This window comes from Pseudomonas sp. TE36184, assembly GCF_054060055.1.
The window spans coordinates 3910220-3930559 of sequence record NZ_JBSSCU010000001.1; the positions used below are offsets into that span (position 1 = coordinate 3910220).

A 20340-nucleotide genomic window follows, 5' to 3' on the forward strand; every position below is an offset into this window, starting at 1 on the left:
CCCATGCACGAGAGGAAAAACCGAACGATGGCTCCAGGCCAGTCATTCCGGCCTCTGCGGGCGTCTTTCCAGAGTTTAACCACAGACTTATCCACAGGCTGGACAGACATAATCCGGTCATATACCTGTGTCTTTAAACAGGTTGACAAACCCCTCGGCAGGTCGCAAAAAAGCCACTGATCAAAAAACAACCATCACGCTGCAGGCCACGTAATCAAAGGCTTTCAGCCAGCTACTCCCACGTTACCCACAGCCGGTTCCACAGCGGATGGGGACAAGTCAAAACTGTGACAAAACAGCGATTTGCGGCGGCTATCTGTCGCGCTTTGGAAGGTGGCCGGATTTGTTTTCCACAATTTGGGATCGCACTTGTGAACACCACAAAAACAAATGTGGGAGGGGGCTTGCCCCCGATGGCGGTGGGTCAGTATCAGGTGTTCTGACTGATACACCGCCATCGGGGGCAAGCCCCCTCCCACAAGGTTTATGCGTCGTTGTCTAGGTCAGTGGCCGCCGAGGTAGGCGTTGCGCACTTCCTCGTTCACCAGCAGCTCCTTGCCGGTGCCTGTCAGGCGAATCTCGCCGTTGACCATCACATACGCCCGGTCTGACAGACGCAGCGCATGGTTGGCGTTCTGCTCCACCAGGAAGATGGTCATCCCGGTGGCCGCCAGTTCGCGCAGGGTGGAAAAGATCTGCTTCACCACAATCGGCGCCAGGCCCAGGCTCGGTTCGTCGAGCAGCAACAACTTGGGCCGGCTCATCAGTGCGCGGGCGATGGCGAGCATTTGCTGCTCGCCACCGGACATGGTCATCGCCCGTTGGTTACGCCGCTCTTTGAGCCGTGGGAACAGCTCGAACATGCGCTGCATATCTTCCTGAGCGAACTTGTCACCGATGGGGATGGTGCCCATCAGCAGGTTTTCCTCGACGGTCATGTCGGGGAACACCCGCCGCCCTTCCGGCGACTGCGCAATGCCGTTGGACGCGATGTAGTGGGACGACTTGTGGGTGATGTCGACGCCGTTGTAGAGGATCTGCCCCGACTCCGCCCGTGGCTGGCCGAAGATCGACATCAGCAGCGTGGATTTCCCCGCGCCGTTGGAGCCGATCAGGCTGACCGTTTCGCCTTCGTTGATGTGCAGCGAGACTTTCTTCAGCGCCTGGATCGGGCCGTAGAACACGTCCAGGTCCTTCATTTCGAGGATAGGCCCGTTCATACAAGCTCCTCTTCATCCGCGCCCAGGTAGGCCGCGATCACTTTCGGGTCGTTGCGGATCGCATCCGGCCCGCCCTCGGCGATCACGTTGCCGTGGTCCAGCACCACGATGTGGTCGGAAATACTCATCACCATGCCCATGTCGTGTTCGATCAGCACCACTGTGAGGTCGTGTTCGTCGCGCAGCAGGCGAATCATCGCGCTGAGGGCTTCGGTTTCCTGGGGGTTGAGGCCCGCTGCCGGTTCGTCGAGACAGATGATCTGCGGCCGGGTACACATGGCGCGGGCGATTTCCAGGCGGCGCTGCTGGCCGTAGGAAAGCTCGCCGGCCAGGCGGTTGGCGCAGTCCACCAGGTCGACCACTTCCAGCCAGTAGAAGGCGTGGTCGAGGGCGTCGCTTTCAGCCTTGCGGTAGCCCTTGGTGTTGAGGATGCCCGCGAGCAGGTTGCGGTTGACCCACATGTGCTGGGCGACCAGCAGGTTTTCCAGCACCGACATTTCCTTGAACAGGCGAATGTTCTGGAAGGTCCGCGCCAGGCCGGCGCGGTTCACCAGGTGGGTGCCACCGAACATCTTGTAGTACACGCGGCTGAAGAAGCTTTTCGGCGACACGAAGTCGATGGCCTCGAAGCGCTCGCCGAGCAGTTGGATCACGTTGGTCTGCTTGCCGCGCACGTTGAGTTCGATCTTGCCGCCACTGGCTTTGTAGAAGCCGGTGAGGCAGTTGAACACCGTGGTCTTGCCGGCGCCGTTGGGGCCGATCAGGGCGAAGATCGAGTTGCGTTCGACCTTGAGGCTCACGTCGCTCAAGGCCTTGATGCCACCGAAGTGCATCATCAGATGTTCCACGGACAGGATGACTTCCTTGCTCATGGCGCCACTCCTTTACGTGGGGTCACACCGGTACGGCTGATCCGGATCAGGCCGCGTGGCCGCCAGATCATCATCACCACCATCAACACGCCAAACAGCAGCACGCGGTACTCAGAGAAGCTGCGCAGCAGTTCCGGCGCGACGGTCAACACGAACGCCGCGATCACCACGCCTACCGTCGAGCCCATGCCGCCCAACACCACGATGGCCAGGATCAGCGCCGATTCGAAGAAGGTGAACGACGACGGGTTGACGAAGCCTTGGTAACTGGCAAAGAACACCCCGGCCAAACCAGCTGTGGAGGCGCCGATGGTGAACGCTGAGAGCTTGACCAGCACGTGGTTCAGGCCCATGGAGCGACAGGCGATTTCATCTTCGCGCAAGGCTTCCCAGGCGCGGCCGACCGGCATGCGGGTCAGGCGATGCTTGATGTACAGCACGGCCAGCACCACCAGGAACAGTACGATGTAGATGAACATGAACTTGATGTTGGGGTTGTAATCGAGGCCGAAGAACTCATGGAACGGAATCCCGCCGTCCTTCGCTTTGCGCCCGAATTCCAGGCCGAGGAAGGTCGGCGAAGGCACCGGCATGCCGTTTGGCCCGCCGGTGAACGACAGCCAGTTGTTCAGCACCAGGCGGATGATTTCACCAAACCCCAGGGTCACGATCGCCAGGTAGTCGCCGTGCATGCGCAACACCGGGAAGCCGAGTATGCACCCCGCCAGCGCCGCCGCGATGGCCGCCAGCGGCAGCACCGTCCAGAAACCCAGGCCGAGGTATTGATACCCCAGCGCGAGGCCGTAGGCACCGATGGCGTAGAACGCCACGTAACCCAGGTCGAGCAAGCCGGCCAGGCCGACCACGATGTTCAGGCCCAGGCCGAGCAGTACGTAGATCAGCCCGAGGATCACCACGGTGAGCAAGTACTTGTTGGCGAAGATCGGGAACACGATGGCGATCACGATCAGCGCCGGGATGATCCAGCGCAGCCGCGACTTGTAGTCCGGCGCCAGCACATGGACGCCCGAACCGCTGCTCTCGAAGCCCTGCAGAATCTTCACGCCCTTGGGCGTTTGCAGGAACAGGCTGAGGGCAAAGCGGCCGGCCATCACGATGGCGACCAGGATCGCCACGCGCGCAGGTTGCAGGTTGAAGCTGTAGCCGTCGAGCACCACGCCGACGATCGGACCGAACACGATCAACGCAATCAGCCCGGCGAGGATCGTATCGACCACACTTTTTTTGATATCAATCGATTTGGCAGCAGACATGTTTATACCTTAGCCACGAGTGGGCGACCAAGCAGGCCCTGGGGACGGAAAATCAGAATCACCACCAACAGGGAGAAACTGAACACGTCTTTGTAGTCAGAGTTGATCAACCCCGAGAACAGCGACTCCGAAATACCGAGGATGATCCCGCCCAGCATCGCCCCAGGCAGGGAACCGATGCCGCCGAGTACCGCCGCGGTGAAGGCCTTGATGCCGATGATGAAGCCGGCGTAGAAGTCGAACGTGCCGTAGTTGAGGGTGATCAACACGCCGGCCAGGGCCGCCATGGCGGCACCGATGACAAACACGTAGGAAATCACGCGGTCGGTGTTGATGCCGAGGATCGAGGCCATCTTGCGGTCTTGCTGGGTAGCGCGGCACATGCGGCCGAGCTTGGTGTACTTGATGATGTAGGTCAGCAAGGCCATGCCGGCGAAGGCAGCGACCAGGATGAAGACCTTGGTGTACGTCAACTGGACGAAACCGCTGCCGATATCGACGCGCCAGGCGCCGGCCAGCAGGGTCGGAATGCCTTGTTGCTTGGCGCCCTGGGCGATCTGTGCGTAGTTCTGCAGGATCAGGGAGATACCGATGGCGCTGATCAGCGGTGCCAGTCGGGTGGAGTTGCGCAGCGGTTTGTAGGCGACCCGTTCGATGACCCAACCGTAAACGCCGGTGACGACCACGGTGAAGATCAGGGTGCCGAGAATGAGCAGCGGGAAGGATTCGATGCCGAAATAAGCCAGCAGTGCCAGACTGATCGCCGCGAGGTAAGCGGAAATCATATAAACCTCGCCATGGGCGAAGTTGATCATGCCAATGATGCCATAGACCATTGTGTAGCCGATGGCGATCAGGCCATAGACCGACCCGAGGGTCAGGCCGTTGACCAGTTGCTGCAGGAAAATACCATCCATAACGCAATCTCACGCGGTGAGCACCTGCACACCGGTAGGTGTGCGGCGCTTCTGGAGGAAAAGACAGATCTCAATCACAACCCAGTCCCCCTGTGGGAGGGGGCTTGGCCCCGATTGCGGAGGGTCAGCTATACATCGGGTGGCTGATACACCGTCATCGGGGGCAAGCCCCCTCCCACATTAGGTCTGTGGTACTCAGCCTTACTTCTGCTTTTCCAGCTGGTGGTATTTGCCGTCTTTGTCCCACTGGTAAACCACGTAGTCGGAGACTTTCAGGTCGCCCTTGCCATCCCAGGCTTTTTCACCCATCACGGTTTTTACCGGGTGAGCCTTGAGCCACTTGGCGGCGTCTTCACCCTTGTTGGACTTGGCACCGTTGAAGCCGGCAGCCAGCGCCTGGACCGACGCGTAGGCATACAGGGTGTAGCCTTCTGGCTCGGTGCCGTTTTTACGGAACTCTTCAACCACTGCCTTGCTGTCCGGCAGCAGGCGCGGGTCAGCGCCGAAGGTCATGTACACGCCGTCCACGTACTGCGCACCGCCAGCGGTCGCGACCAGTTCGTCGGTCACGATGCCGTCGTCGGACATGAATTTCACGTCCTTGAGGCCTGCTTCACGAATCTGGCGAACCAGCGGACCGGCTTCCGGGTGCAGGCCGCCGAAGTACACGACGTCGGCGCCCAGGGAGCGGATTTTGGTGACCAGGGCGCTGAAATCTTTCTCGCCACGGGTCAGGCCTTCTTCCAGCACCGGTTTCACGCCGCGCTTGGTCAACTGGGCAGCGGTGGCGTCGGCCAGGCCTTTGCCGTAGGTGTCCTTGTCGTTGATGACCGCGACTTTCTTGCCCTTGAGCACGTCGACGATGTAGTCGCCGGCCACGATGCCTTGCTGGTCGTCACGCCCGCACATACGGAACATGGCGCCCAGGCCGCGTTCGGTGACCTGCGGGTTGGTCGAGCCTGGGGTGATGGCGATGATGCCGGCTTCGTCGTAGACCTCGGACGCCGGGATGGTGTTGGACGAGCAGAAGTGCCCGACCACGCCGATCACTTTGTCCTGGTCGGCCAGGCGGTTGGCCACGGCCACGGCCTGCTTGGGTTCACAGGCATCGTCGCCGGCGACCAGCTTGATCTGCTCACCGTTGATGCCGCCAGCCTTGTTGATGACATCGGCTGCCGCCTGGGCGCCCTTCATGTACTGCTCACCGAAAGCGGCGTTGGCGCCCGTCATCGGCCCCGCTACGCCAATCTTCACATCAGCTTGAACAAACGTAGAAACACCCAGCGCCGCTGCAACGGCGAGGGCCAGAAAACCTTTCTTGTAAAACGTCTGGGACATGAGTGGTGCTCCGAGGTTTTTGTTTATTGGCACTAAGTATTCACTGCAAACCTTCAACCAAAACTTTCACTGAAAGCCCAGAGCAAGCCGCGTGCCATTACGTTTTTATTCTTCAAAAAGACACGGTGTCATTGTTATTGCAGGTGTTTCGGCTCCGTTCGTCGGGACGTGCAACCCTCTAACGTCAATAGGTGCAACCCATGGATCAAAAAAGTACAACCTTCATGGGTCGCACCTGCAACCAGACCGCCAAACGACACTTCCTACAGCTGTAACAATGCACGTAACGGAACTGCACATTTACAGTGCGTGATTGCTACAACTTGCACCAATACAGATTAGTCGTCGGCGAAGAACGTGCCGGCTTCTGAAGGCTATTTCGCTGATCAGATCACGATCCGCAAGCATTGGCCGGCGTGATACAGCGAGAATCCGGCTTCATACAGGCAACTGCGCAGGCCCACCCCGGCCAGCGGTTGCATCGGCGCGAACGGAATCGGCAGGGCCTGGGGATTCTGGTGACACAAGTAGTCGGCAAAGGCCTTGCCGACCACGCTGCCGGTGGTCACGCCGCGGCCGTTGTAGCCGGTCACGGCCACCAGGCCGGGCGCGGGTTCGAACAAGCGCATCAAGTGGTCCGGGGTGAACGCGATGCAGCCGGTCCAGGTGCATTCCCACTGCACCGATTTGAGGTATGGGAAGTAGTGCTGCTGCACCCGATCGGCCCACGCCTTGAGAAACCACGTCGGTTTCTGGTTGCCGTTGCCCAGGCTGCCGAGCAACAGACGGCCATCGGCGTCGCGGCGGATGCTGCTGAGCACCTGGCGCGTGTCCCACGAACCCTGGCCACCGGGAAGGATTCGCTGGGCCGCGTCGTCGGTCAGCGGTGCGGAGGCGACCTGGTAGTAATAGCCAGGGAAGAAATTGCGCCGCAGTTCGGTCCATTCGCCTTCGGTGTAGGCATTCGAGGCGATCACCACTTGTGCAGCCTGCACCGCACCGTTCGCGGTCTGCACCGACCACTCCGCACCTTGGCGTTCCAGGCGCGCAACAGGGGAATGGTCGAAAAGCTGCCCGCCCAACCCCACGGCCGCATTGGCCAGGCCGCTGGTGTAGGCCATCGGGTTCAAGGTGCCGGCACGTCTATCCAGCAGTGCGGCGGAGATCTTTTGAGTGCCGGTGGCTTGCTCGCAGGCCGAACCGGTGAGCAGTTCGACCGGCGCGCCGCGGCGCTTCCATTGTTCTTCACGACTGCGCAAATCCGCCTCGCCCCGGGCGTTGTGCGCCATGTGCAAAGTGCCCTCGCGGCGCAATTGGCAATCGATGTTGTATTTGTCGACCAGGCTGAACACCAGCGACGGCGCCGCGCCCAGCATGCGGTTGAGCTGGCTGCCCACCGCCTCGCCGAAACCGGCTTCGATCTCGTCCGGCGGAATCCACAAGCCGGCGTTGACCAGCCCGACATTGCGTCCCGAGCCGCCATGGCCGGTGCGATGGGCTTCCAGCACGGCGACAGTCTTGCCTTGTTCCAGCAAGTGAATGGCCGCCGACAAACCGGTAATCCCGGCGCCGATCACGCACACATCCACCTTCACTTCGCCCTTGAGCGCAGCGCGATCCGGCCGGCCAGGGGTGAGTTGTTCCCACAAACATGTTTCGCGTAGTGCCATTGCCAGACTCCGATGAGACCTAACAAACATCTATTCCGAACTGCATATAGCTCAACTGTGGGAGGGGGCTTGCTCCCGATGGCAGTGGATCAGCTGGACATCTGTTGACTGACACACCGCCATCGGGGGCAAGCCCCCTCCCACATTTTGACCGCACTTCGACTTAAGGTAATCAGTCGAAGGTAATGCCCTGGGCCAGCGGCAGTTCCAGCGAGTAGTTCACGGTATTGGTCTGGCGACGCATGTACCCGCGCCACGCATCCGAGCCCGACTCACGCCCGCCGCCCGTCTCTTTCTCACCGCCAAACGCGCCGCCGATTTCCGCGCCGCTCGGGCCGATGTTGACGTTGGCAATGCCGCAGTCGCTGCCGACCGCCGACATGAACTGCTCGGCTTCGCGCACATCGGTGGTGAAGATGCATGACGACAGGCCTTGCGGCACGGCGTTGTTCAGGCGCAGGGCTTCGGCGAAGTCGCTGTAGCCGACCACGTACAGGATCGGCGCGAAGGTCTCAGTGCAGACCACGTCGCTTTGCTCCGGCATTTCCACAATCGCCGGCGACACGTAGTAGGCATTCGGGAATTTGTCTTCCAGCTGACGCTTGCCGCCGAACACCTTGCCGCCTTCGCTCAGGGCCTGCTCCAGCGCATCCTGCATCGCGTCGAAGCCGTGCTTGTCGATCAGCGGGCCGATCAGGTTGCCTTCCAGCGGGTGGCCGATGCGTACCTTGGAATAGGCGGCCTTGAGGCGCGTGACGATTTCTTCCTTGACCGACTCATGGGCAATCAACCGGCGCAGCGTGGTGCAACGCTGCCCGGCGGTGCCGACGGCGCTGAACAGGATGGCGCGCACCGCCATGTCCAGGTCGGCGCTTGGGCCGAGGATCATCGCGTTGTTGCCGCCCAGCTCGAGGATGCTGCGGGCAAAGCGCGCGGCGACTTTCGGCGCCACTTCACGGCCCATGCGCGTACTGCCGGTGGCGCTGATCAGTGCGACACGCGGGTCATCCACCAACGCGGCACCGGCATCGCGGCCACCGATGATCACCTGGCTCAGGTATTGCGGCGCATCGTTGAATTTTTTCAGCACGCGCTCGAACAGCGCCTGGCAGGCCAGGGCGGTGAGCGGGGTCTTTTCCGACGGCTTCCAGATCACGGCGTTGCCGCACACCAGGGCCAGGGTGGTGTTCCACGCCCACACGGCCACCGGAAAGTTGAACGCGCTGATCACACCGACCACGCCCAGCGGGTGCCAGGTTTCACGCATGTGGTGGCCCGGGCGCTCGGAGGCGATGGTCAAGCCATACAACTGGCGCGACAGGCCGACGGCGAAGTCGCAGATGTCGATCATTTCCTGCACTTCACCCAGGCCTTCCTGAGTGATCTTGCCGGCTTCCCAGGAGACCAGCTCGCCCAGGTCGGCCTTGTACTCGCGCAACACGTCGCCGAACTGGCGCACCAACTCGCCGCGACGCGGTGCCGGCACCTTGCGCCAGGCCTCGAATGCATGCTCGGCGCGACTGACCTGTTGCTCCACCTCGGCGGCGCCTTCCCAGTTCACACTGCCGATACGGCTGCCATCGATCGGCGAATGCACGGGTTGTTTCCCCGCTTGGTACAGCGCCGGGTTTACCCCGAGACGATCAAGCAATGCAGCAACCATGGGTCACTCCTTCAATCTATACAGAAAAAATTGCGCCGCGGCCCGCACGGCGATCCAGGGCTTATTTGTAGCTGGCCCAAGACTTGCCAACAAACGACGATTAGGCGAGATATCATTCCGTTTATTCATGCAAAGCATAAAAAGAGGCATGCCGTGCTGAACAAAAGACATTTGCCCTCGATCACTGCCCTGCAGTGTTTCGAAGCCGCCACCCGCCACCTGAGCTTCACCCGCGCCGCCGAGGAGCTGAACCTCACGCAAAGCGCGGTGAGCAAACAGGTGGCGCAACTGGAAGAACTGCTGCAGCACCTGCTGTTTCGCCGGGTACGCCGACGCTTGCAGATGACCCCGGCGGGCGATTTGTATTTGGTGGAAGTGCGCAAAATCCTCACCCAGGTGGAGATGTCCACCCATTACCTGCGCTCCTACGGTGGCGAGACCGAAGTATTACGCGTGTCTACGCCCTACACCTTCGGCGCGCGCTGGCTGGTGCCGCGCCTCAAGGGCTGGCGCTTGCGTCATCCGCAAATCCACCTGGACCTGTGCAACGAACAGGAACCGGACGAGCTGCTGCAAGGCAAGGCCGACATGGCGTTCTACTTCGGCCAAGGCTCACGCCCCGGCACCGAGAGCCTGAAACTGTTCAGTGAAGAACTGATCCCGGTGTGCGCCCCGGAAAGCCTGCCCGCGCAGCCGTTCACCGACCCCACGCAACTGAGCAACCTGGTCCTGCTGCAAAACGCCTCGCGCCCCCAGGGCTGGCATGACTGGTTCGCCGACCAGGGGTTTCACACCGAGCACAGCTATCACGGGCCACGTTTCGACACGTTCTATATGTGCATTCGGGCGGCGCAGGTGGGCTGTGGCGTGGCGTTGCTACCGCGCTTCCTGGTGGAGGAGGAACTGGCCGACGGCAAGCTGGTGATCCCTTGGCAGCATGCAATGCCGAGCCAGGATGCGTATTACCTGGCGTACCCCGAGCATTCGGCGGAGGTGCCCAAGGTGCGGGAGTTTGTGAAGTGGATGATGGAGCAGGTTATTTAGTGCCTGGAATACCGCTATCGGGGGCAAGCCCCCTCCCACATTTGAAATGCATTCCAACCTGTGGGAGGGGCGGTGCGACGATTCGACTTGCCCCCGATAGGGCCAGTGGCCTCACTGAAAAAATCACTGGCAAAACCCCACAGGTCTATGCGCCACTAGCCCCCTTCCTTTCTTGTGCGTAAAGGCCGGCGCCCATCGCCGTCCTGTCTGGAGATTCCCGTTATGAGCGAGAGTGTGTTTGCCGATCGCATCGTGCAGAACCTGCTCGACACCGACTTCTACAAGCTGACCATGATGCAGGCGGTGCTGCACAACTACCCCAATGTGGAAGTTGAATGGGAGTTTCGTTGCCGCAACAGTGAAGACCTGCGCCCATACCTGGCGGAGATCCGTTACCAGTTCGAGCGCCTCGCCGAGTTGAGCCTGAGCGCGGACCAACTGAGTTTCCTGGAGCGCATCAGCTTCATGAAGCCGGATTTTTTGCGCTTTCTCGGCTTGTTCCGCTTCAACCTGCGCTATGTCCACACCGGCATCGAAAACGGCGAGCTGTTTATCCGCCTGCGCGGGCCGTGGCTGCATGTGATCCTGTTTGAAGTGCCGATGCTCGCCATCATCAGCGAAGTGCGCAACCGCTACCGCTACCAGACCGTGGTCCTCGAACAGGCCCGCGAGCAGTTGTACCGCAAGTTCGACTGGCTGATCGCAAACGCCAGCAGCGACGAGCTCGCCGAGCTGCAGGTGGCGGACTTCGGCACTCGCCGACGCTTCTCCTACCGCGTGCAGGAAGAAGTGGTGAGCGTGCTCAAGCACGACTTCCCCGGCCGGTTTGTCGGCACCAGCAACGTCCACCTGGCTCGCGAGTTCGATATGAAACCGCTGGGCACCATGGCCCATGAATGGATCATGGCCCACCAGCAACTCGGCCCGCGCCTGATCGACAGCCAGATCGCCGCCCTCGACTGCTGGGTCCGCGAATACCGCGGCCTGCTGGGTATCGCCCTGACCGATTGCATCACCACCGACGCCTTCCTCAGCGACTTCGACTTGTACTTCGCCAAGCTGTTCGACGGCCTGCGCCACGATTCCGGTGACCCGGTGCTGTGGGCGGAAAAAGCCATCGCCCACTATCACAAGCTGGGCATCGAGCCGATGAGCAAGACCCTGGTGTTCTCCGACAGCCTGTCGCTGCCCAAGGCCCTGGAGATATTCCGGGCGCTGCGTGGTCGGATCAATGTGAGCTTTGGCATCGGCACCAACCTGACCTGCGATATTCCAGGTGTGGAACCGATGAGCATTGTGCTTAAAATGACGGCCTGCAATGGCCAGCCCGTCGCGAAGATCTCCGATGAAGCGGGCAAGACCCACTGCACGGACCCGAATTTCGTCGCCTATTTGCGACACGTTTTCAAAGTACCTGCCCTTTCCAGCAAGGAGTGAATCATGCAAGCCGTACAGCGTGAGATTGCGCAGCAGCTCAAGGTTCAAGCGCCGTTCAAAGACCAGGCCGCCCTTGAGGCCGAAATCGCCCGGCGCGTGACCTTTATCCAGGACTGCCTGCGCAATTCAGGGCTCAAGACATTGGTGTTGGGCATCAGCGGTGGCGTCGACTCCCTGACCGCAGGCCTGCTCGCCCAACGCGCCATGCAGGAGCTGCGCTCCAGCACCGGCGACGAGGCCTATCGTTTTATCGCGGTGCGCCTGCCCTACGAAACCCAGTTCGATGAAATCGACGCCCAGGCCGCGGTGGACTTTATCGAGCCGGATGAGCGCCACACCGTGAACATCGGCCCAGCGGTGAAATCCCTGGCCAATGAAGTGGCGGCATTTGAAGGCAAGGCGGCGGTGTCCCGCGATTTTGTGCTGGGCAACACCAAGGCGCGCATGCGGATGGTCGCGCAGTACACCATCGCCGGCGCGGCCAGCGGCCTGGTGATCGGCACCGACCATGCGGCGGAAGCGGTGATGGGCTTTTTCACCAAGTTCGGTGATGGCGCCTGCGATCTGGCACCGTTGAGCGGGCTGGTGAAGAACCAGGTGCGATCGATTGCGCGGCACTTCGGTGCGCCGGAGTCGCTGGTGGAGAAAATCCCGACCGCCGACCTGGAAGACCTCTCGCCGGGCAAGCCGGACGAGGCGTCACATGGCGTGACCTATGCCGAGATCGATGCGTTCCTGCACGGCGAGCCGGTGCGGGAAGAAGCGTTCAGGATCATTTGCGAGACGTATCGCAAGACCGAGCACAAGCGGGTCATGCCGTTTGCGCCGTGAGGTGAACCAGATAGTGTTGTGTTGATTGTGAGGTAGCCATCGGGGGCAAGCCCTCTCCCACAGTTGACCGAGTTCCCATATGAGAATGCGGTCGAATGTGGGAGGGGGCTTGCCCCCGATGAACGATAATGCGGTCTTACTTGACGACCACAGTGCCTTTCATCATCGAGATGTGGCCTGGGAACGAGCAGAAGAACGCATAGTCAGTGCCCGCTTTCAGCTTGGACACATCGAAGGTCACCGCGTCTTTCTCGCCAGCGCCAATGACTTTGGTGTGGGCGATGATGCGCTCGTCGCCGTCTTTCAGGTAGTTCTTGTCGAGGCCGGCAGCCATGCCATCGGTCGCGACCGGTTGCATGTCGGCTGCGCTGGTCAGCACCCAGTTATGGCCCATGACGTTTTTCGGCAAGCTGCCGGAGTGAGTCAACTCGACGGTGAACGTCTTGCAGCTCTTGTCGATCACGATTTCCTTGGTGTTGTAGGACATCTGGTCGGTAGAGTCGACGGTGACCTTGCACTCTGCAGCAAGCAACTGGCCACTTGCCAGAGTCAGCAGGGAAACAGCAACGAGTTTGGCAAACATGTGATTCTCCAAGGCAGGGTTTAAACAACGCATAGTGCGACAAGGGTGCCCGAGGCGGGCAGAAAGTCTTATGACCTGAATCAACAAATTGTATACAACTTTAGGCTATCAGACTTATCGATACAATCAACCAGCCAAAGTGCCACGCCCCGCCTATGATCGGTCCATCACCCACTGGAGTCCGGACCATGCACCTCAATCATCTGTTCAGCGGTCTGTTGGCCGCATACGCCTGCGGTAAGTGAAGGCCAAGCGCGCCGCTAAGCTGCTACCATAGCGACCCAAGGCAGCTGCGCGCCGCCCACCCTCACCTTCGACCCTAGAGGATCGCCCATGGCCAAACCTAATTACTCCTTCGCCAAACGTCAAAGAGACTTGGCCAAGGAACAGAAGAAAGAGGAAAAGCTGCAACGCAAGAAAGCCGCTGCAGACGAAGAGACCGGCGCACTGAACCCGGATGCGGAAGGCGAAGTGGCAACCGACGACACCGAGACACCGAAAGACCCGGCCGAGTAAGCATCACTGTAGGAGCGAGCGTGCTCGCGAAGTGCGTTAACGATAACGCGGGGTGCCTGGTTCAACGCGGCGCCCTCGGTTTTTTCGCGAGCAAGCTCGCTCCTACAAGAGCGGCATCACCGTCACCCGCACTTCCGGGTCATGGCTGCCTCCCCCCAGAATCACCCCACGCAACGGCGAAACATCGGAGAAATCCCGGCCCCAGGCCAGGGTGATGTGTTCCAGTGCCGGCTGCACATTGTTGGTCGGATCAAAATCCACCCAGCCCGACATCGGGCAGTACACCGAAATCCACGCATGGGACGCATCGGCGCCGATCAGCCGTGGCTGGCCGGGCGGCGGCTGGGTCAGCAGGTAGCCGCTGATATAGCGCGCCGCCAGGCCCCGTGAGCGCAGGCAGGCGAGCATCAGGTGAGCGAAGTCCTGGCACACCCCGCGACGGCGCTCCAGCACCTCCACCAGCGGCGTGGCGACCTGGGTGGCTTCGGCATCGAAGGTGAATTCGCCGAAGATTTTTTCCATCAGGGCCTGAGCGCCCAGCAACAGCGGACGCCCGGGCGGGAAACAGCTTTCGGAGAACTCGACGAAGGTTTTCTTCAGATGCACGTAGGGCGATTCGAAGCGAAAGCGACAGGCTTCGATCAACGCCGGTGACAGCGGTTGGCTGCTGTAGGTCAGGCTGTCGCGAGTCTGGTCCCAGGCCGGCGACTGTTGGAAATCCAGCAGCGGCCGCGCCAGCACTTCCACGGTCAGCCCGGCATTCACCAACAATTCATCATGGGGCCGCTCGAACGCCAGGCGGGTGATCGGGTTGCCGAACACGTCCAGCTCATCGCGGCGCGAGGACGGCAACGGGCTGATATCCAGTTGCTGCGAGGTGCAGCGCTGCCAGGCACATGGCCGTGGCCACAGATGCGCCAACTGCTGGGCCAGGGACACCGGGCTGTCGTAGTGGTAATGGGTATCGTGAAAAATCTGATAGCGCGCACTCATCACACCGACACCGTTTGTTGGCTGACATCATCCACATGGGCAAAATGGCGCAAGGCCAGGCGATCCGACACTTGCCCACTCTCATCGGCGACCGCTTGCAGCAGGTCGGCCAGGCCGTCCAGCGCGGCACGCACGCTGGCCTCGCCAAACAGCGGGTTCTCCAGGCAACCCAGGTCGAACCGCGCAAGGCGCTCGACCAACGGCGCCAGGCCGGTTTCCCGGGGCACCGCGAAATCATCGTTGAGACGACGCAAGGTGCGGCTCACCAGCTTCAACTGGAACAACACGGCGTGGGGGTTCTGCTCATCCAGCAGCAACAGGTCGAGCACCGGAATCAGTTGCGGCACCGCCAGGTAGCGCGAGCGGTAGGTGATGCTGCTGTTGCCCAGTTCCAGCAACCATTCCAGCCCGGCCTGATCGAACACCGCCACGCCGCGCAGGAACGCCGCGAGGCTGCTGCTGAGAAACTGCAGGCGCTCGATGCGCCGGCCCATCATCAGAAAGCGCCAGCCTTCGTCGCGGGTCATGTCGTCCAGGGCAAACCCGGACAGCGCCGCCAGGGACATCACCAGGCGGTTGAGGAAGTCCAGCAACTCGCCAAAGTCGGGGCTTTCGCTCTCCAGTTCCAGCGCTTCGCGTTGCAGCTCCACCAGGGCCTGCCAGTTCTCTCGGGACAACTTGCCGCGCACCTGGGACGCCGCCCACTGCAAGCGCTGCAGGTTGGCGCGCAGGCTCGACGGCCAGTCGTCGCCAAGCAAGGCCGCGAGCAGGCGTTCGGGCAACTCGCCCTCCTCCGGCAACAGGCGCAGGTTTTCGCCCAGTTCGACCGCCGCCTGCAACGCCAGCGGATCGTCGCCGTCGACATAGCGCGCCAACACGATGCGCAGCCAGCGCGCGCTGTCATCGCAGCGTTCGCAATAACGGCCAAACCAAAACAGGTTTTCCACCACCCGCGACGGCAGATAAGGGTCGCGGCGCACCAGGTCATGGGCGCCGATCGGCCGCTGCGCGCGCCACTGCTCGCCGCCGGCGGCGCGTTCGCCGAGCACCCAGGTGTCCTTGCTCGCGCCGCCGCGTTGCATCGACACCACCTCGGCATCGGCCTCGGCAGCCACGCGGGTCAGACCGCCGGGCAATACCCGGTAACCGTCGGCGCTGGCCACGGCGTAGACGCGCATGCCGATGGCGCGGTGTTGCAGGTGGTCTTCGACGGTGTGCCACACCGGCGCCTGGGACAGCTGCGCCAGCTCCTGGGCGACATACGCGTAAGGCCGCGCGCGCATGCGCTCGGCCAGGGCCTCGCGTTGTGCGTCGTTCAAGTCACGGCCGAAGACCGGGTTGAAGCTCTGTGACGGAAATGCCGGCTTGATCAGCAGCTCGGGCAGTTTCTCCAGGGCTTCGGCAAGCACCGGCGCTTCGCCGCACCACCACGTCGCAATGGACGGCAGGAGCAGTTCTTCGCCAAACAAAAATTCGTTGATCTTCGGCAGAAAGCCCAGCAGGCCGGGGGATTCCAGCACACCGCTGCCCAGGGCATTGGCCACCAGCACGTTGCCTTGGCGCGCGGCGTCGAGCAGGCCGGGCACGCCGAGGGCCGAGTCGGTGCGCAGTTCGAGGGGGTCGCAGAAGTCGTCGTCGAGGCGGCGCATGATCGCGTGTACCCGACGCAGGCCACTGAGGGTTTTCAGGAACACCGTGCTGTCGCGCACCGTGAGGTCGCCGCCTTCCACCAGCGGGTAGCCGAGCTGACGGGCGAGGTACAGGTGTTCGAAATAGCTTTCGTTGAAACGCCCAGGCGTGAGCAGCACGATCAACGGCGGCTGACTATCGCTGGGCGCCTGGCGCGCCAGGGTTTCCTGCAGGGTGCGAAAGAAACCGGTGAGGTGCTGCACCTGCAGGTCGCGGTACAGATCCGGAAAGGCGCGGGACACAATGGTGCGGTTTTCCAGCGCATAACCGGCGCCTGAAGGGGCCTGGGTGCGGTCGGCAGTGACCCACCAGCGGCCATCCGGGGTGCGCGCCAGATCGACGGCGTACAGGTGCAAGAACGTACCGTCGGGCGGCTGGATGCCCTGGCACGGCCACAGAAAATTGTTATGCCCGAACACCAGTTCGGCCGGCAGCAGGCCTTCCTTGATCAGGCGTTGCGGGCCGTAGAGGTCTGCCAGCACCGCGTTGAGCAGCCGCGCACGCTGGGCGATACCGGCCGACAGGTGCTGCCATTCATCGGCCGCCAGCACATGGGGCAGCAGGTCCAGTTCCCACGGGCGATCAGCGCCCTTGGGGTCGGCGTAGACGTTGTAGGTCACGCCGTTTTCCTGGATCTGCCGGGTCAGCAACGCCTGGCGCTGGGCCAGTTGCGCGGGGGTGCTGCGTTGCAGATGGTCGAGCAGGCGACGCCAATGGGCACGTACCGCGCCACTGTCGTCCAGCAGTTCGTGATAAGTGCCCGCGGTCAGCGGGTAACGGTCGAGCAAGTCGGACATGGAACGCTCGGCAGGGGCAAGGGGGCTCAGATTAACCTAACAAACACTGCAAATCCTTTGTGGGAGGGGGCTTGCTCCCGATTGCGGTGGGTCAGTCAACTCATGTATCGGCTGATTTACCGCAATCGGGAGCAAGCTCCCTCCCACATTTTGGCTTGCATTCAGTCATTTTTATTGGGGAAACGTCGCAGATCCAGGGTCATCGGTAATTCATCGTTCACCACTACGGTCGGAACCGGCTGCTTGCCCGGTGTATGACCCAGGCGGAAGAACCGCGCCATGCGCCGGCTCTCGGCTTCATTGGCATTCACCGGCAGGCTGTCGTAGTTACGCCCGCCCGGATGCGCCACATGATACTGGCAACCGCCCAGGGAGCGCTGCATCCAGGTGTCCAGCAGGTCGAACACCAACGGCGCGTGGACCGCGATGGTCGGCTGCAGGCAGTTGGCCGGTTGCCAGGCGCGATACCGCACGCCGGCGACGAACTCGCCGATGCGCCCGGTCGCTTGCAGCGGCACCGGGATGCCGTTGCAGGTGAGCAAATAGCGTTGCGGTGGCAGCCCGCTCAATTTCACCTGCAGGCGCTCCAGGGACGAATCCACATAACGCACCGTGCCGCCCACCGCGCCCTCCTCGCCCAGCACATGCCAGGGTTCCAGGGCCTGGCGCAGTTCCAGCTCGATACCGCTGACGGCGTAGTCGCCGACTTTGGGAAAGCGGAATTCCAGGTGCGCGGCAAACCATTCGGCGCGCAGCGGGTAGCCGGCGGCGTTGAGTTCGACGATCACGTCGGCAAAATCCTGCTCGATGAAGTGCGGCAACAGGAAACGGTCATGCAGCTCAGTGCCCCAGCGCGCCAGTTTCGGGGGCGCATAGGGTTCGCGCCAGAAGCGCGCCACCAGCGCGCGCAGCAGCAGTTGCTGGGTCAGGCTCATGCGCGCATGGGGCGGCATTTCAAAGGCGCGCAACTCCAGCAGGCCCAGGCGCCCGGTGGCGCCATCGGGCGAGTAGAGCTTATCGATACAGAATTCGGCGCGGTGGGTGTTGCCCGTCACGTCGATCAGCAGATTGCGCAGCAGGCGGTCGACCAGCCACGGCGGGCACTCTTCGCCTGGCGCGGGCATTTGCGCGAAGGCGATTTCCAGCTCATACAGCGCATCGTTACGCGCTTCATCGACCCGGGGCGCCTGGGACGTCGGGCCGATGAACAAGCCGGAAAACAGGTAGGACAATGACGGATGGTTGTGCCAGTAGCTGATCAAACTGCGCAGCAGATCGGGACGCCGCAGGAACGGTGAGTCCTTGGGTGTCGCGCCGCCCAGCACGAAGTGGTTACCGCCGCCGGTACCAGTGTGGCGCCCGTCGATCATGAACTTTTCGGTGGTCAGGCGGGTTTGCCGCGCCTCTTCGTAGAGGAATTCGGTGCGTTCCACCAACTCGTCCCAGGTGGCGGACGGCTGCACGTTGACCTCGATCACACCCGGGTCGGGCGTGACCCGGAAGTTGCTCAGACGGTAATCCGCCGGCGGCTCGTAGCCCTCCAGCAGCACCGGGCAGTGCAGCTCTTCGGCGGTGGCTTCGATGGCGGCCACCAGCTCCAGGTAGTCCTCGACGAGCTCCAGCGGCGGCATGAACAGATACAGGCGGCCTTCGCGCGCTTCGGCGCACAGTGCGGTGCGGGTCAGCCAGTCGGCGGACTCGTCGATCTTCGGCAGGCGCTCAACGCTCGGCGCCGCTTCGCCATGGCGTTGCAATTGCGCCGTGCTCGGCAGCTCGGGCAAGTCCTGGTTGGGGTCGGTCGGGTGGACAAACGGGTACTCTGCCGCCGTCACCCAGGGCTGCGAGGCCAGCGGCAGGCGATAACCCAGCGGCGAATCCCCCGGCACCAGTCGGCAGTGATTGTCGCGCAGGTACCAGCGCCCACTCTGCCAGCGGTCATTGGCAGCGGTGCGCGCCAGCGGCAGCACTTGGCCGATGACCTTGTCCAGGCCCTGGCTGAACACTTTGCGCAGACGCTCGCGTTCCAGCTCATCGCTCAGGCGCGGGTCGAGGGCGGTGACGTTTTGCGGCAGCGCGCCTTCGCGCCACAGGTAGTAGAAGTTGTCTTCAAAGGCCGGAAACACAAAGCGCGCCGGCAACTTCAGGCGCTCGGCAACACTGCCCAGGAAACGCCCGGCCAGCACGCCGTCGGCGCCGTAGTCCTGTTGCTCATCGGCGATCAGCGCGCTGTTGTGCCAAATCGGCTCGCCATCGCGGCGCCAGTAACAGTTGAGCGACCAGCGCGGCAGTTGCTCGCCGGGGTACCACTTGCCCTGGCCGAAATGCACCAGGCCCTTGGGCGCGTAGTGCTTGCGCATGCGCTGGAACAGCTCGGCCGACAGGCGACGCTTGTCCGGCCCCAGGGCAGCGGTGTTCCACTCGGCGCCGTCGGGGTCGTCGATGGAGACGAAGGTCGGTTCGCCGCCCATGGTCAGGCGCACGTCGTCCGCCAGCAGGTCGCCATCGATCTGCCGCCCCAGGGCCTGGATCGCCAGCCACTGTTCTTCGGTGTAGGGCTTGGTTACCCGTGGCGCTTCCCAGATGCGCTCTACCGACATCTCGTGGGTGAATTCGCACTCGCACGGCTCCACCAGGCCACTGATCGGCGCGGCAGACGATGGATCGGGACTACAGGCCAACGGAATATGGCCTTCACCGGCGAATAACCCGGAGGTGGCATCCAGGCCGATCCAGCCGGCGCCGGGCAAATACACTTCGCACCAGGCGTGCAGGTCGGTGAAGTCCACCTCGGTGCCGGACGGGCCATCGAGGGCTTTGACGTCGGCGGTGAGCTGAATCAGATAGCCGGACACAAACCGCGCCGCCAGCCCCAGGTTGCGCAGCAATTGCACCAGCAGCCAAGCCGAATCGCGGCACGAGCCGGAGGCATTTTCCAGGGTGAACTCCGGGGTCTGCACGCCGGGTTCCATGCGGATCAGGTAACCGATATCGGCGGCCAGGCGTTGGTTGAGGCCCACCAGGAAATCCACGGCCGGCAGCGGCGTGCGGTCGATACCCGCCAGGTAAGCGGCGAACCTCGGCGTCAGCGGCAAGGTTTCCAGGTACGGCGCCAGCTCGCGCTGCTCGTCGGCGGCGTAGCGAAACGGGATTTTTTCCGCGTAGGGTTCAAGGAAAAAATCGAACGGGTTGAACACCGCCATCTCGGCGACCAGGTCGACTTCGATACGCAGTTCGTCAGTCTTTTCCGGGAACACCAGGCGCGCCAGGTAATTACCCTGAGGGTCCTGCTGCCAATTGATGAAATGCTGCTCGGGCAGCACTTTCAGTGCGTAGGACAAAATCCGCGTGCGGCTATGGGCCGCCGGGCGCAAACGCACGATCTGTGGGCCGAGTTCGACAGCGCGGTCGTAGCGGTAATGCGTAACGTGGTGCAACGCGACATGAATCGACACGGCGGCCTCCTGCAAGCCAGGGCATGGACACAACGCGCGCAAGA

General features: G+C 62.2%; 15 protein-coding genes. 4 read left to right on the forward strand and 11 right to left on the reverse strand.

Features of this window, described 5'->3' with window-relative positions; translation table 11 throughout:
* Nucleotides 1-503 precede the first annotated feature (503 nt).
* The 7 genes from ACVWZP_RS17630 to amaB form a co-directional block, all read right to left on the reverse strand.
* Complete coding sequence (locus tag ACVWZP_RS17630) at nucleotides 504-1220, reverse strand: ABC transporter ATP-binding protein (RefSeq protein WP_017849723.1); 717 nt, start codon at nucleotides 1218-1220, stop codon at nucleotides 504-506.
* On the reverse strand, nucleotides 1217-2092 hold the full coding sequence (locus ACVWZP_RS17635; protein ID WP_102618784.1) for an ABC transporter ATP-binding protein: 876 nt from the start codon (nucleotides 2090-2092) through the stop codon (nucleotides 1217-1219). The genes ACVWZP_RS17630 and ACVWZP_RS17635 overlap by 4 nt, the downstream gene beginning before the upstream one ends.
* Nucleotides 2089-3366 carry a high-affinity branched-chain amino acid ABC transporter permease LivM gene (livM, locus tag ACVWZP_RS17640; RefSeq protein ID WP_017849725.1) on the reverse strand — a complete coding sequence of 426 codons (1278 nt, stop codon included), beginning with the start codon at nucleotides 3364-3366 and terminating at the stop codon, nucleotides 2089-2091. Before livM ends, ACVWZP_RS17635 begins: the two co-directional genes overlap by 4 nt.
* Before the next feature lie 2 nt (nucleotides 3367-3368).
* On the reverse strand, nucleotides 3369-4283 hold the full coding sequence (locus tag ACVWZP_RS17645; RefSeq protein ID WP_003236186.1) for an ABC transporter permease subunit: 915 nt from the start codon (nucleotides 4281-4283) through the stop codon (nucleotides 3369-3371).
* A gap of 201 nt (nucleotides 4284-4484) precedes the next feature.
* A complete protein-coding gene (locus ACVWZP_RS17650) occupies nucleotides 4485-5621 on the reverse strand; it encodes a branched-chain amino acid ABC transporter substrate-binding protein (RefSeq protein ID WP_301555729.1) in 1137 nt (378 codons plus the stop codon).
* A 386-nt stretch (nucleotides 5622-6007) separates the two neighbouring features.
* The gene (gene amaA, locus ACVWZP_RS17655) at nucleotides 6008-7291 is read right to left on the reverse strand and encodes an L-pipecolate oxidase (protein ID WP_046384886.1); all 1284 of its coding nucleotides are present in this window, start codon (nucleotides 7289-7291) and stop codon (nucleotides 6008-6010) included.
* Nucleotides 7292-7463: 172 nt separating this feature from the next.
* Nucleotides 7464-8954, reverse strand: coding sequence for an L-piperidine-6-carboxylate dehydrogenase (gene amaB, locus ACVWZP_RS17660; protein WP_017849728.1), 1491 nt, complete (start codon nucleotides 8952-8954; stop codon nucleotides 7464-7466).
* Between the two features lie 153 nt (nucleotides 8955-9107).
* On the opposite strand from amaB, the gene ACVWZP_RS17665 reads away from it, so the two are divergent.
* From ACVWZP_RS17665 to nadE, 3 genes are all read left to right on the forward strand, one after another.
* A complete protein-coding gene (locus ACVWZP_RS17665) occupies nucleotides 9108-9998 on the forward strand; it encodes a LysR family transcriptional regulator (RefSeq protein ID WP_057003683.1) in 891 nt (296 codons plus the stop codon).
* Nucleotides 9999-10220: 222 nt separating this feature from the next.
* A complete protein-coding gene (gene pncB / locus ACVWZP_RS17670; RefSeq protein WP_017849730.1) occupies nucleotides 10221-11435 on the forward strand; it encodes a nicotinate phosphoribosyltransferase in 1215 nt (404 codons plus the stop codon).
* Between the two features lie 3 nt (nucleotides 11436-11438).
* On the forward strand, nucleotides 11439-12266 hold the full coding sequence (nadE, locus tag ACVWZP_RS17675; protein WP_017849731.1) for an ammonia-dependent NAD(+) synthetase: 828 nt from the start codon (nucleotides 11439-11441) through the stop codon (nucleotides 12264-12266).
* 136 nt (nucleotides 12267-12402) lie between these two features.
* Here nadE and azu read toward each other — a convergent pair whose 3' ends face one another.
* On the reverse strand, nucleotides 12403-12849 hold the full coding sequence (gene azu, locus ACVWZP_RS17680; RefSeq protein ID WP_046384887.1) for an azurin: 447 nt from the start codon (nucleotides 12847-12849) through the stop codon (nucleotides 12403-12405).
* Nucleotides 12850-13182: 333 nt separating this feature from the next.
* Here azu and ACVWZP_RS17685 point away from each other — a divergent pair, with 333 nt between their 5' ends.
* The gene (locus ACVWZP_RS17685; protein ID WP_017849733.1) at nucleotides 13183-13365 is read left to right on the forward strand and encodes a hypothetical protein; all 183 of its coding nucleotides are present in this window, start codon (nucleotides 13183-13185) and stop codon (nucleotides 13363-13365) included.
* Nucleotides 13366-13467: 102 nt separating this feature from the next.
* On the opposite strand, the gene ACVWZP_RS17690 is transcribed toward ACVWZP_RS17685, so the two are convergent.
* From ACVWZP_RS17690 to ACVWZP_RS17700, 3 genes are all read right to left on the reverse strand, one after another.
* Entirely contained in the window at nucleotides 13468-14358 is an 891-nt protein-coding gene (locus ACVWZP_RS17690; protein ID WP_046384888.1) for a transglutaminase family protein, read from the reverse strand.
* Nucleotides 14358-16844, reverse strand: a complete 2487-nt coding sequence (locus ACVWZP_RS17695; protein ID WP_457369976.1) for a circularly permuted type 2 ATP-grasp protein — start codon at nucleotides 16842-16844, stop codon at nucleotides 14358-14360. Before ACVWZP_RS17695 ends, ACVWZP_RS17690 begins: the two co-directional genes overlap by 1 nt.
* A gap of 161 nt (nucleotides 16845-17005) precedes the next feature.
* Entirely contained in the window at nucleotides 17006-20296 is a 3291-nt protein-coding gene (locus ACVWZP_RS17700; protein WP_457369977.1) for a transglutaminase family protein, read from the reverse strand.
* Nucleotides 20297-20340 lie beyond the last annotated feature (44 nt).

Coding starts and splice junctions, on each gene's coding strand:
- ACVWZP_RS17695 (WP_457369976.1), bottom strand. CDS start 16,844: ATGTCCGACTTGCTCGACCGTTACCCGCTGACCGCGGGCACTTATCAC.
- amaB (WP_017849728.1), bottom strand. CDS start 8,954: ATGGTTGCTGCATTGCTTGATCGTCTCGGGGTAAACCCGGCGCTGTAC.
- ACVWZP_RS17690 (WP_046384888.1), bottom strand. CDS start 14,358: ATGAGTGCGCGCTATCAGATTTTTCACGATACCCATTACCACTACGAC.
- amaA (WP_046384886.1), bottom strand. CDS start 7,291: ATGGCACTACGCGAAACATGTTTGTGGGAACAACTCACCCCTGGCCGG.
- nadE (WP_017849731.1), top strand. CDS start 11,439: ATGCAAGCCGTACAGCGTGAGATTGCGCAGCAGCTCAAGGTTCAAGCG.
- ACVWZP_RS17635 (WP_102618784.1), bottom strand. CDS start 2,092: ATGAGCAAGGAAGTCATCCTGTCCGTGGAACATCTGATGATGCACTTC.
- pncB (WP_017849730.1), top strand. CDS start 10,221: ATGAGCGAGAGTGTGTTTGCCGATCGCATCGTGCAGAACCTGCTCGAC.
- ACVWZP_RS17685 (WP_017849733.1), top strand. CDS start 13,183: ATGGCCAAACCTAATTACTCCTTCGCCAAACGTCAAAGAGACTTGGCC.
- livM (WP_017849725.1), bottom strand. CDS start 3,366: ATGTCTGCTGCCAAATCGATTGATATCAAAAAAAGTGTGGTCGATACG.
- azu (WP_046384887.1), bottom strand. CDS start 12,849: ATGTTTGCCAAACTCGTTGCTGTTTCCCTGCTGACTCTGGCAAGTGGC.
- ACVWZP_RS17650 (WP_301555729.1), bottom strand. CDS start 5,621: ATGTCCCAGACGTTTTACAAGAAAGGTTTTCTGGCCCTCGCCGTTGCA.
- ACVWZP_RS17645 (WP_003236186.1), bottom strand. CDS start 4,283: ATGGATGGTATTTTCCTGCAGCAACTGGTCAACGGCCTGACCCTCGGG.
- ACVWZP_RS17630 (WP_017849723.1), bottom strand. CDS start 1,220: ATGAACGGGCCTATCCTCGAAATGAAGGACCTGGACGTGTTCTACGGC.